The organism is Micromonospora sp. WMMA1947, assembly GCF_027497355.1.
GTDB lineage: Bacteria > Actinomycetota > Actinomycetes > Mycobacteriales > Micromonosporaceae > Micromonospora.
Genome location: NZ_CP114909.1, coordinates 3,438,559 through 3,450,270, shown reverse-complemented (window position 1 = coordinate 3,450,270; position 11,712 = coordinate 3,438,559). Strand labels below are relative to the sequence as shown.

The window sequence follows — 11,712 nt, the reverse complement described above, 5'->3', positions numbered from 1 at the left end:
GTCACGCCTCCGTGGTGGGGATGGTCAGCCGGCGCAGCAGGTCGGTCGCGTCGGCGGGCATGGTCCGGCCGGCGGCCTGGCGCTCGGCGGCGTACGCGGCGAGCATCCGGGCCAGCTCGCCGTCGGCCCGCTCCGGCAGGCCGTCGACCACGGCGAGCGGCACGCCGGTGAACACGCACTTGAGCACCGCCTGCCGCCAGGTCGCCTGTTCCAGGTGGCGGGCGTACGGGCCGAGCGCGGCGGCTACCAGCCGGGTGTCGTTGGTGCGGATCGCGTCGTGCAGCAGCGGCACGCACTCCGCGCCGATCGGCAGCAGCGGCAGCGCGCGCAGCACCGCCCGCTTCTCGGCGGCGTCGCCCTGCCGGTAGAGCGTCTCCGCGGCGGCGGCGTGGCCGTGCGGCAGCGCGGTCAGCAGCAGCGCCCGGGCCGCCTCGTCGGCCGTCCAGCCCGGTGGGTCGGGCAGCGGCCCGCGACCGCACCGCCGAGCCGCGGCGGCGAAGAACCGCCCGACGGCCGTGGGCTCGGTGGCGACGCGGCGCAGCGCCGCGTCCAGCCACTGCGGATCGGGTACGCCCCGCAGCGCGGCGCGCAGTCGGTCGGGTGTCATGCCGTCTCCCCTCTACGGGTGGAAAGGTGGTGGGTCACCGCCCCTCGCCGCGCGAGGCGGCGGCGCGCAGGAAGTCCAGTGAGCGGGCGGCGACGGCCGGCGCGGCGTGCGAGTGGCGGGGCAGCTCCACCGCCACCAGGCCGCGGTAGCCGGCGTCGGCCAGGGCGCGCAGCACCGGCGGGAAGTCGATCTCGCCGGTGCCGAACTCGAGGTGCTCGTGCACGCCCCGGCGCATGTCGTCGATCTGCACGTTGACCAGGTGCTCGGCGACTGCCGCCACACACTGCGGCACCGGCAGCGGCTCCAGGCAGCGGCAGTGTCCGATGTCGAGCGTGATGCCGAAGCCGGGCGGTTCGCCGAGCGCCGCGCGCAGGCGCCGCCACCCGGCGATGTCCTCGACGAGCATGCCCGGCTCCGGCTCGAAGCCCAGCGGCACGTCCACCTCCGCCGCCTCGTCGCAGACGGTCGCGCAGCCCGCGACCAGGCGGTCGGCGGCGACGTCTGGTGGTACGCCGGGCGGGCGTACGCCGGCCCAGAAGGAGACCGCCTCCGCGCCCAGGTCGGCGCCGATCCGCACGGCCCGGCGCAGGAACTCCACCCGGCGCGCGGGGTCGTCGTGCAGCAGCGTCGGCGCGTGCTTGTGCCACGGGTCCAGCAGGTAGCGGGCGCCGGTCTCGATCACCACGGCGAGCCCGAGCGCGTCCAGCCGGCGGCGCACGGCGGCGACCCGGCGGACCAGCCCGGGGGCGAACGGGTCCAGGTGGTCGTGGTCGAGGGTGAGCGCGACGCCCACGTACCCGAGGTCGGCGAGGACCGCCAACGCGTCACCGAGCCGGTGGTTGGCGAAGCCGTTGGTGCCGTACCCGAAGCGCAGCGCGCCCGGGCCGGACAGCGGTTCGGCAGTCACGTCGGGGAGAGCGGTCATGTCGGCGAGATCAGTCGGGCCAGGCGGCGGCCGAGCGGAGCGGCCCCGGCCACGGCGAGGCCGAGCAGCCGGGCCCCGGCGCGGGCGGTCAGCGCGCCCTGCAACGCGGGCAGCCCGGTGATCCCGGCCCCGACGGCGGCGCGCACCCGGCCCGGTGACGGGTCGGCGAGCACCCGCGCCTGGGCCCGGCCGTAGCGGGCGGCGTACCCGGCCGCGAGGACGGCCGGCACGAGGTCACCGAGCCGGGCGGCGCGGCCGGCACCGCTGCGGCCGGAGCCGGTGGCGGACGGGGTGGGCCGGGCCGGGGTGGCGAGCGCGATCAGCGCGGTGCCGGCCAGCGTGAGGCCGGGCAGCCGCCGATCCGCGCCGGTCACCTCGCGGCGGGACAGCGCGGTCACGGTCCAGGTGTGCGCCGCGACGGTGAGCGCGGCGGGCAGCGCCCGGACCACCCGGCCGCCGGACGCGCCGAGCAGCACGTCCAGCCCTCGGCAGGCGGCCATCACCGCGGGCCCGGCGGCGGTGTTCTTCGCGCGCAGGTCGTACCCCCAGATCGTGGCGGCGAGCGGGAGCGCGACGGCGGCCGCCCGGCGGCCCCCGGCGGCGGTGGCGACGGCGAGGCCGGCGGCGGTCAGGCCGGACGCGACGCCGAGCGCGACGGACGGGCGCACCCGGCCGGACGGGATCGGCCGCTCCGGCCGCTCGACGGCGTCCAGCCGCCGGTCCGCCCAGTCGTTGGCGGCCATCCCGGCCCAGTAGAGCAGCACCGACGCGCCGGCCAGGGCCGGTGTGCGCGGGCCGAGCGCACCGGCGGCCGCCGCGCCGGAGAGCACATCCCCCGGTACGGAGAGCGCGGCGGGCGCACGGACCAGTTCGGCCAGGTCGGCCAGGCGGGTCACGGCGTCACCCGGGCGTGCAGGCCGGCGACGAAGTCCCGCAGCACCGTCCACTGGTCGCCGAGGGCGTGGCCGGTTGTGCCGAGCGGATCCTTGAAGAAGAACGCCAGCTCGGTCAGCGGGCCCTCGCACCCGGCCGCGTGGGCGGCGGCGGTGAGCCGGGCCAGGTCCAGCACGAGCGGCGCGGCCAGCGCGGAGTCGCAGCCGTGCCAGGTGAACTCCATCCGCATGCCGGTGCCGAGGAAACCGGCGAACGTGACCAGGTCCCAGGCGGTCTTGAAGTCGCCGAGTTCCTCGACGTACTCGATCCGGGTGTGGCCCTGCGGCAGGTAGCCGAGCGTCTCGGCGAGCACCCGCTGCTTGCTGCCCACCTTCGCGGCGTTGGCGGCCGGGTCGGCGAGTGTGGCGCCGTCGCCACCGCCGAGCAGGTTCGTGCCGGACCAGGAGCGCACGGCCAGGTGGCGCATCGCGAACATCGGTGCGAGCACCGACTTGAGCAGTGTCTCGCCGGTCTTGCCGTCGTGCCCGGCGTACGGCAGTCCGCGTTCGGCGGCCAGCGCGGCCAGGGCCGGCAGCCGGGCACCAGTCGACGGGGTGAAGTCCACGTACGGGCAGCCCGCGGTGAACGCCGCGTACGCGTACGCGGAGCTGGGCGGCAGCACGTCGGCCGGGCCGGTCAGCGCGTCCCGCAGCGCGGCCGGGTCGCTGTGGGCCGGATGCGGGGCGGTCGCCGGTTCGGTGGCGGCGACGTTGACCATCACCACCCGGTCCAGCCCGTGCCGGGTGCGGAACTCGGTCAGGTCGCGTACCACGGCGGCGATCCGCTCGCCCTGGTCGCCGTCGGTGGGTGCGGGCCGCAGCGACGCCTCGACGGCGGCCAGGTCGGGCGCCACGGCGTCGGCCAGCCGGGCGGGCAGCACCCCGGCGGCGGCGAGCGCCTCGGCGCGTTTGGTCAGCGGGGTGGCGACCACGTCGTGGCCGCCGAAGACGAGATCGGCGAAGCCCGGCAGGGCGGGCCCGCGCAGGTCGGGCAGCTCGGTCACGCAGCCGGTCGGCGCGGTGAGCCCGGCCCGCAGGGCCAGCCCGCCGACCACGGCGGTGGTGGCGACCGAGCCGCGCGCACCCACCAGCCAGACACCCGTACGCATTCGCGCTACCTCCCCAGGTAAGGCCGGTCCACCGGTGCGGCCGGGGAATCCCGGTCCGGCCGCACCGGAGGGCCGTGCTGGTCGTGCCGGCGGACACCGGCGGCACGCTCCCCGGAGCCGGCCTCGTCCCCGCCGCGGGGCGCAACCGCGGGCGGGCCCTCGCCGGCCGGCGCCGGTGAGTGTCGGGCGGGCCTGGCCCGCCTCGGGTCAGGCGGAAGCTTCGGCCAGCGCTGGCTCCACCTCCGTCCAGGCGGCCCGCTCGGCCGAGCGGGTCACCGCGTCGAGCACGAGCTGGACCTGCAACGCGTCGGCGAACGACGGGGCCGGGTCGGCGCCGGTGGCGACCGCCTCCACGAAGTCGCGCGCCTGGTGGGTGAAGGAGTGCTCGTAGCCGATGATGTGGCCGGGCGGCCACCACGCACCCAGGTACGGGTGGTCCGGCTCGGTCACCAGGATCCGGCTGAAGCCCTGTTCGGCGGCGGGCCGGGTGGCGTCCAGGAACTCCAGCTCGTTGAGGCGTTCCAGGTCGAACACGACACTGCCGCGCGAGCCGTTGATCTCGACCCGCAGGGCGTTCTTGCGGCCGGTGGCGAAGCGGGTCGCCTCGTACGTGGCCAGCGCTCCCCCGTCGAGCCGGGCCACGAACACCGCCGCGTCGTCCACCGTCACCTCCCCCATGGCGCTGCCGTTGCCGTCGGCCTGCGCGGCCAGGCCGCTCGACCCGGCGACCAGTGGCCGCTGGCGCACGAACGTCTCCGTCAGCGCGCTGACCCCGGTGATGAGCTGGCCGGCGACGTACTGGGTCAGGTCGATGATGTGCGCGCCGATGTCACCGAGCGCGCCGGAGCCCGCCCTGTCCTTCTGCAACCGCCACACCAGCGGGAACTGCGGGTCGACGATCCAGTCCTGGAGGTAGGTCGCCCGCACGTGCCGGATCTCGCCGATCCGCCCCTCGGCCACCAGCTGCCGCATCAGGGCGACAGCGGGCACCCGCCGGTAGTTGAAGCCGCACATCGCGCGTACCCCGGACGCCCGGGCCCGGGCCGCGGCCTCGGTCATCTCCCGGGCCTCGGCGACGCTGTTCGCCAGCGGCTTCTCGCACAGCACGTGCTTGCCCGCGGCGAGCGCGGCGAGGGCTATCTCGCGGTGGCTGTCCCCCGGCGTGCAGATGTCGACCACGTCGATCTCGTCGGACTCGACGAGCCGCCGCCAGTCGGTGGTGTAGCCGTCCCAGCCGAGCCGGTCGGCGGCCTCGGCCACCTTCGGTTCGTCGCGGCCGCAGACGAGCGTCATCCGCACCCGCGCCGGCAGGTCGAACACCCGGTTCACGGTGCGCCACGCCTGGGAGTGCGCGGCGCCCATGAACGCGTAGCCGACCATGCCGACCCGCAGGATGCTGTCGTGACTGGACAAGGTGGGTCTCCCCCCGTGTGTCAGAACCCGAGCTTCAGGTAGTCGCTCGCGTTCTCCTTGGTGATCGTCTCGGAGGCGAGGACGATCTCCTTCGGTACCTGGAGTTCGACCAGGTCGGACATGCCCTTGCCCTGGCCGATCAGGCGGGCCAGGGAGATGGCCGAGGAGGCCATCGACGGGCTGTAGGTGACTGTGGCCTTGAGGACCGTGTTGTCGGCGGCGATGTCCTCCATGGCCTTCTTGGAGCCGGCGCCGCCGACCATGATGAATTCCTTGCGGTTGGCCTGGTTGACCGCCGCGAGCACGCCGATGCCCTGGTCGTCGTCGTGGTTCCAGACCGCGTCGATCTTCGGCAGCGCCTGGAACAGGCCGGTCGCGGCCTGCTGGCCGGAGTCGACGGTGAACTCCGCCGGCCGCCGGTTGGCGACCTTGAACCCGTACGAGGCGAGCGTGTCGGCGAACCCCTTCGAGCGTTCCTGGGTCAGCTCCAGCGACTCGATGCCGGGGATCTCGCCGATCACCGGGCTGCTCACGCCCTTGGCCTTGAGCTGCTCGGCGATGTACGTGGCGGCGGCCACCCCCATGCCGTAGTTGTCGCCCTTGATCTGGCACCGGTAGGCGCGCGCGTCCGGGAAGGCGCGGTCCAGGTTCACCACCGGGATGCCGGCCTTCATCGCCTCCAGGCCGAACGCGTTGAGTTCCTTGCCGTCGTGCGGCAGCAGCACGATCACGTCGGGCTTCTGCGAGATCAGCGTGGACAGCGCCGCCCGCTGGGCCGCCGCGTCCGCGCCGGCCTCGACCGACTTCAGCTCCACGTCCTGGTACGCCCCGGCCTGCGCCTTGGCGTTGTTGGTGATGGCGGCGATCCAGCCGTGGTCGGCAGCCGGGGCGGAGAAGCCGATGGTCACCTTCTTCCCCGGCTCAATGTTGGCGCCGGAACCGGCCGCCTTGGTCTGCGCCTCGGTCGGGCTCTGCTCGTTGCTGGTGCAGCCGGCGAGCAGCACCCCGGCGGAGACGGCGGCCCCGCCGAAGAGCAGCCGGCGGCGGGACAGGTCATGGCGCGGTGTTCTCATGACGCCTCCTGGGATGAGGTGGTGGGGTGGTTTCGGGTGTGGCGGGCCGGACCACTGTCGGTGCGACGGCGGCCGGGGGTGTGCGAATGGGATCAGGTGGTGGTGGCCCGGTTGCGGGCGAGGAACTGGGTCAGGCTGCCGAACTGCACCTGCTGGACGAGGACGGCGGCGACGATGATGCCGCCCTTGACCATGTTCTGGGCCTCGGCGGACAGGTTGTTGATGGCGAACAGGTTGGTGATCGTGGAGAAGATGATCACCCCGAGCAGGGAACCGATGATCGTGCCCCGCCCGCCGCTGAGCAGCGTGCCGCCGATGATCGCGGCGGCGATCGCGTCCAGCTCGTAGAGGTTGGCCATCGCCGCCTGCGCGGAGGTGGCCTGCGCGGTCAGCATGACCGCGGCGATGCCGCAGCACAGGCCGGAGAGCGCGTAGAGGAGCACCGTGTGCCGGCGGACGTTGATGCCGGCGAGCCGGGCCGCCTCGGGGTTGCCGCCGACCGCCACCGTACGGCGGCCGAACGTGGTGCGGTTCAACAGCACCCAGCCGGCCGCCACCACCGCCACCAGGATGTACACGAGCAGCGGGATGCCGAGCACGTTCGTGCTGGCGATGCCGTTGATGAACGTGTTGCCGGACACCTGGGTCTGCTTGTCGGAGATCTCCGCCGCCAGCCCCCGGGCGGCGACGAGCATGGCGAGCGTGGCGATGAACGGCACCAGCCGTCCGTACGAGACGAGCAGCCCGTTCACCACGCCGACGGCGAGCCCGACGGTGAGCGCGGTGAAGATCATGCCGCCCGCGCCGTAGCTCTGCGTGGCCACTGTGGTGCACCAGACCCCCGCCAGCGCCACGATTGCGCCGACCGACAAGTCGATGCCGCCGCCGATGATCACGAAGGTCATCCCGACGGTGACCACGCCGACCACCGAGGCGAGCTTGAGGATGGTGAGCGTGTTGCCCCACACCCAGTTCGCATCACCGTAGAGGTCGGGGCGGGTCAGGATGCCGATGACCACCAGGACGACGAGCGTGGCGAGCAGGCCGAGGTTGCGCTTGACGCCCTCCCCGCCGTCGCCGCGCCACCAGGAGAGCCGCGCCGGCGCGTCGACCTTGGCGGTCTCCGCCCGTTCCACCGGCGGCGACTGCGCGGGCAGCGAGGTGTCAGTGGCTTCGCTCATGCCGGTGCGCCTTCCATGAGGGACCCCGCCATGACGAGGTCGAGCACGGTGTTCTCGTCCAGTTCGCCGGCCGGGGCCTCGCGGACCACCCGGCCCTCCCGCATCACCAGCACCCGGTCGGCCAGGCCCAGCACCTCGGGCACCTCGCTGGAGACCAGCAGCACCCCGACGCCGCGGGCGGCCAGGTCGCGGATCACCTGGTACAGCTCGGCCCGAGCGCCCACGTCCACGCCCCGGGTCGGCTCGTCGAGCAACAGCAGCCGGGTGTCCCCGAGCAGCCACCGCCCGACCACCACCTTCTGCTGGTTGCCGCCGGAGAGCGTGCGCACCGGCCGGCGTACGTCCCGGGGCCGCAACTCCAGCGACGCCGCGATCCGGTCGGCCTCGGCGCGTTCCCGCCCGGCGTCGGTGAACCCGAGGCGGGCGTACCTGCTGAACGTGGCGAGCGTGACGTTGCGGTAGATCGGTTCGCCGAGCAGCAGCGCCTGACTCTTGCGCTCCTCCGGCGCCATGCCCATCCCGGCCCGTACCGCGGCGCCCACGCTGCCCGGACGCAACACGCGGCCGTCGACCCGGACCGTCCCGGCCTGCGCCCGGCGCGCGCCGAAGATGGTCTCCAGCAGCTCCGAACGGCCGGAACCGACCAGCCCGGCGATGCCGACGATCTCGCCGGCCCGGACCCCGAGCGAGACGTCGGCGAACTCGCCGTGCCGGGTCAGCCCGTCCACCCGCAGCAGTTCCGCACCGCCCCCGTGGTCGGCCGGACGCTGCGGGAAGACGTACTCGATGGTCCGCCCAGTCATCCGGGCGACCAGATCGCGGGTCGGCGTCTCGCGGGCCGGCAGGCTCGCCGCCGTGGTCCGGCCGTCCTTGAGTACGGTGACCCGGTCGCCGATCTCGCGGATCTCCTCCAGCCGGTGCGAGATGTAGATGACCGCGATGCCCTGCGCGGTGAGTTCCCGGATGATCCGGAACAGGTTCGCCACCTCGTCGTGGGCCAGCACCGCGCTCGGTTCGTCCATGATGATCAGCCGGGCCTCGTGGGACAGCGCCCGGGCCATGCTGACGATCTGCTTGCCCGCGGCCGGCAGGTGCCGCACCAGGCGGCCGGGCGGGATCTCCGGGTGGCCGAGCCGGGCCAGGATCTGCCGGGTACGCCGGGCCATGTGCCCCCGCCGGACGAAGCCGAACCGGCGCGGCTCGTGGCCGAGGAACGCGTTCTCCGCCACCGACAGGTCGTCGACCAGGTCGAGTTCCTGGTAGATGGTGGCGATGCCGGCGCGCATGGCGGCCTGCGGGTTGGCGAACGACGCCGGCTCGCCCCGCCACAGGACCTCGCCGGAGTCCGGCCGGTGCACCCCGGCCAGCACCTTGATCAGGGTGGACTTGCCGGCGCCGTTCTGTCCCAGCAGGCAGTGCACCTCACCGGCCCGTACCTCCAGCTGGACGCCGTCGAGCGCGCGTACCCCCGGGAACGTCTTGACCACGTCGGTGAGGCGCAGGACCACCTCGCCCGCGACGGCGTCGGCGGGCGCCTCGACCAGTGGCGTGCCGGTGTCGCTCATGCTGCTTCTCCGAACGCGAGGTCGCTGGCCAGCACCGCCGCGCCGGCGACGCCGGCGCGCGGGCCCAGCTCGGACAGGACGACGGGCAGGTTGCCGGTGGCCAGCGGCAGCGAGCGGCGGTAGACCACGCTGCGGATCTCGGCGAGCAGGATGTGGCCGAGCTGGGCGAGCCCGCCGCCGATGACGATCATCGACGGGTTGGTGAAGCTGACCAGCCCGGCCAGGACACTGCCGACCCGCCGGCCGCCGTCGCGGATGAGCTGGATGCAGGTGACGTCCCCCTCGATCGCCCCCTGCGCCACGTCGAGCGCGGTCACCACGCCCCGGGCGGCCAGCCGCTCGGCCAGCGCCGGGGACACCTCGGTGCGGGCCGCCACAGTCGCCTCGCGGGCCAGCGCGGCGCCGCTGAACACCGCTTCCAGGCAGCCGAGGTTGCCGCAGGAACACATCGGACCATTCGGGTCGACCTGGATGTGGCCGATGTCCCCGGCGCAGCCGTCGGTGCCCCGGTAGACCTCGCCGTGCAGGTAGATGCCGCAGCCGATGCCGGTACCGATCTTGATGAACAGGAAGTCGTCGACCGAGTGGGCCACGCCGCCGTGCCGTTCCCCGATCGCCATGATGTTGACGTCGTTGTCGACCACCGCCGGGCAGCCGTGTTCGCGGGTGAGCAGCTCGCGGACCGGGAACCGGTCCCACCCGGGCATGATCGGCGGGGAGACCGGCACGCCGTCGCGGAAGCTCACCGGGCCCGGTACGCCGATGCCGACCGCGTCGAGCCGCTCGTACGCGCCGTCCACCTTGGCCTTGTGCAGCAGCTCGTTCACCCGCTGGAGGGTCACCTTCGGCCCGGAGCGGATGTCGGCGGCCTCGGTGTAGGCGGCCACCGTCTCCAGCCGGCCGTTCACCACCTCCACGTCGATCGAGCTGGCGCCCAGGTCGACGGCGGCGAACCGCAGGTGCGGGCTCAGCTCGACGAGGGTGGAGCGCCGCCCGCCCCGGGAGGCGGCCAGCCCGGCCTCCGCCACGTATCCCAGGGAGACGAGGCGTTCCAGCTCGGCGAGCAGGCGCGGGCGGGGCATCTGGAGCCGGTCGCCGAGTTCGGCGCGGGACACCGCGCCCTCGTCCCGGAGCAGCCGCAGGAGCCGTACGTGCAGGGGGTCGGCCGTCCGCACCGGCAGTCACCTCCGCATCGGATGGGTGTTGTGTCCGACACAGTAGGAGCCTTCCGGGCCGCATGTCCATAGCTTCGGCACGTCCGATGCAAACTTTTGTCCATACGAACAAAAGCAAGATCCGGATCATGAAAACGCGCCGCCCCGCCCGTGTCACTTCCGGGCGGGGCGGCGCGATGTCGGGTCAGCGGGAGGGCGCGCGGCCCTTCTTGCGCAGCTTGCGGTCGTCGCGCAGCTCGACGTAGGGCTCCTCGTCGACCGGGTGCCCGGCCGCGATGGCGCGGCTGCGCTCCAACTCGGCGTCGAACTCCGCACCGAGCAGGATCGCCACGTTGCTCAGCCAGAGCCACACCAGGAAGATGATCACGCCGGCCACCGCGCCGTACGTCTTGTTGTACGAGCCGAAGTTGCTGACGTAGAGCGCGAACAGCCCGGACACCACCAGCCAGAGCACCACCGCGAGCACGCCACCGGGGCTGACCCAGCGGAAGCCGCCGTGCCGGGCGTTCGGCGAGGCCCAGTAGAGGATCGCGAACATCAGGCTCACCAGCACCAGCAGCACCGGCCACTTGGCGATGTTCCAGACCGTCACGGCGGTCCCGCCGAGCCCGATCGCGTTTCCGGCCTGCTCGGCCAGCCCGCCGGTGAACACCACGATCACGGCGCTGATCAGCAGCATCACGCCGATCACCGCGGTCACGCCGAGGCGTACCGGCAGCGTCTTCCAGATCGGCCGTCCCTCCGGCACGTCGTAGATGCTGTTCGAGGCGCGCATGAACGCGGCGATGTAGCCGGAGGCCGACCAGAACGCCGCCGCCAGACCGACGATCGCCGCGATGCTCGCCAGGCCGCCGGACTGGCCGGCCTGGTCGATCGCGGTCTCGATGACGCGGCGAATGTTCTCCTCCGGCACCGCCTGCCCGACGGTGTCCCGTACCCCCTCGGTGGCCCGGTCGCCGAGCAGGCCGAGCAGCGAGATCAGCACCAGGACGCCCGGGAAGATGGAGAGCACGCCGTAGTAGGTGAGCGCGGCGGCCCAGTCGGTGAGGCTGTCGTCCTGGAACTCCCGGACGGTCCGCTTGAGGGTCGCCATCCAGCCCGTCGCCGACAGGTCGGCCGGGCTGTCCGGTCCGTCGTCCGGCCCCACCGGCCCCACGTGCTCGCGCCCGCCGGACCGGTCCTGCCCGGCGCGGGCGTCGTCGCGCGCAGCGGGGACGTCGCGCGCGTCGCGGGCGTCGTCGTGGACGTCGTGGGCGTCGTCGCGGGCGGCCATGGCACCTCCTCGTCGTCATGTCGTCCCGCACGACATGCCCTGACGAGGGCAGCGGTAACCACCGCACCCGCAAACCGGCCACCCGGCCACCCGGCCGCCGCCTGCCCGCTCTCCGCCGCCCTCTTCCCCGTCGGCGCTTTCACTCCCTCGCCGCCTTTGCTCTGCAGCCACCCGCGCGGCGGACACGCTCCGTCACCGTGTGCGCCGATGGATGCAGAGCAAAGGCGGCGGGAGGCACCCTCTCACCGGCGCCCCACCGCACCCCGCCCGAGATCTCGGCGAGCCGTCGCTCCGCCGCGACCACCCGTCGCCGCCATCTCGACGACGGTCACGACGAGTGGAACGTCACGGGTGTGAAACGGGGCCGGAAGCACCCATGGCGTTCCACCCACGAAGGGTCGGTCACCGCCCGTCCGCCGGCCGGCGCGCCAATGGGGCGCGGCGTACGGGGCGGCGCGG

The 11,712-nt window shown here is 73.8% G+C and carries 10 protein-coding genes; all 10 read right to left on the bottom strand.

Annotation, left to right across the window (positions count from 1 at the left end):
• Position 1 precedes the first annotated feature (1 nt).
• The 10 genes from O7604_RS16560 to O7604_RS16515 all read right to left on the bottom strand — a co-directional run bounded on the left by O7604_RS16560 (position 2) and on the right by O7604_RS16515 (position 11,253).
• On the bottom strand, positions 2 to 607 hold the full coding sequence (locus O7604_RS16560) for an EboA domain-containing protein (RefSeq protein ID WP_281577047.1): 606 nt from the start codon (positions 605 to 607) through the stop codon (positions 2 to 4).
• Positions 608 to 641: 34 nt separating this feature from the next.
• Positions 642 to 1,532 (bottom strand): sugar phosphate isomerase/epimerase family protein, encoded by an 891-nt coding sequence (locus O7604_RS16555; protein ID WP_281577046.1) that lies wholly within the window; start codon positions 1,530 to 1,532, stop codon positions 642 to 644.
• Positions 1,529 to 2,428: an SCO3242 family prenyltransferase gene (locus O7604_RS16550; RefSeq protein WP_281577045.1), complete on the bottom strand. Its 900-nt coding sequence runs from the start codon at positions 2,426 to 2,428 to the stop codon at positions 1,529 to 1,531. The genes O7604_RS16555 and O7604_RS16550 overlap by 4 nt, the downstream gene beginning before the upstream one ends.
• Positions 2,425 to 3,573: an inositol-3-phosphate synthase gene (locus O7604_RS16545; protein ID WP_281577044.1), complete on the bottom strand. Its 1,149-nt coding sequence runs from the start codon at positions 3,571 to 3,573 to the stop codon at positions 2,425 to 2,427. Before O7604_RS16545 ends, O7604_RS16550 begins: the two co-directional genes overlap by 4 nt.
• Before the next feature lie 207 nt (positions 3,574 to 3,780).
• Positions 3,781 to 4,986: a Gfo/Idh/MocA family oxidoreductase gene (locus tag O7604_RS16540; protein ID WP_269704635.1), complete on the bottom strand. Its 1,206-nt coding sequence runs from the start codon at positions 4,984 to 4,986 to the stop codon at positions 3,781 to 3,783.
• A 20-nt stretch (positions 4,987 to 5,006) separates the two neighbouring features.
• Positions 5,007 to 6,059 carry a substrate-binding domain-containing protein gene (locus O7604_RS16535; protein ID WP_281577043.1) on the bottom strand — a complete coding sequence of 351 codons (1,053 nt, stop codon included), beginning with the start codon at positions 6,057 to 6,059 and terminating at the stop codon, positions 5,007 to 5,009.
• Positions 6,060 to 6,151: 92 nt separating this feature from the next.
• Entirely contained in the window at positions 6,152 to 7,240 is a 1,089-nt protein-coding gene (locus tag O7604_RS16530) for an ABC transporter permease (RefSeq protein WP_269704634.1), read from the bottom strand.
• Positions 7,237 to 8,805: a sugar ABC transporter ATP-binding protein gene (locus O7604_RS16525; RefSeq protein ID WP_269704633.1), complete on the bottom strand. Its 1,569-nt coding sequence runs from the start codon at positions 8,803 to 8,805 to the stop codon at positions 7,237 to 7,239. Before O7604_RS16525 ends, O7604_RS16530 begins: the two co-directional genes overlap by 4 nt.
• Positions 8,802 to 9,980, bottom strand: coding sequence for an ROK family protein (locus O7604_RS16520; protein ID WP_281577042.1), 1,179 nt, complete (start codon positions 9,978 to 9,980; stop codon positions 8,802 to 8,804). The genes O7604_RS16525 and O7604_RS16520 overlap by 4 nt, the downstream gene beginning before the upstream one ends.
• Before the next feature lie 184 nt (positions 9,981 to 10,164).
• A complete protein-coding gene (locus O7604_RS16515; protein WP_269704631.1) occupies positions 10,165 to 11,253 on the bottom strand; it encodes a YihY/virulence factor BrkB family protein in 1,089 nt (362 codons plus the stop codon).
• Positions 11,254 to 11,712: the final 459 nt, after the last annotated feature.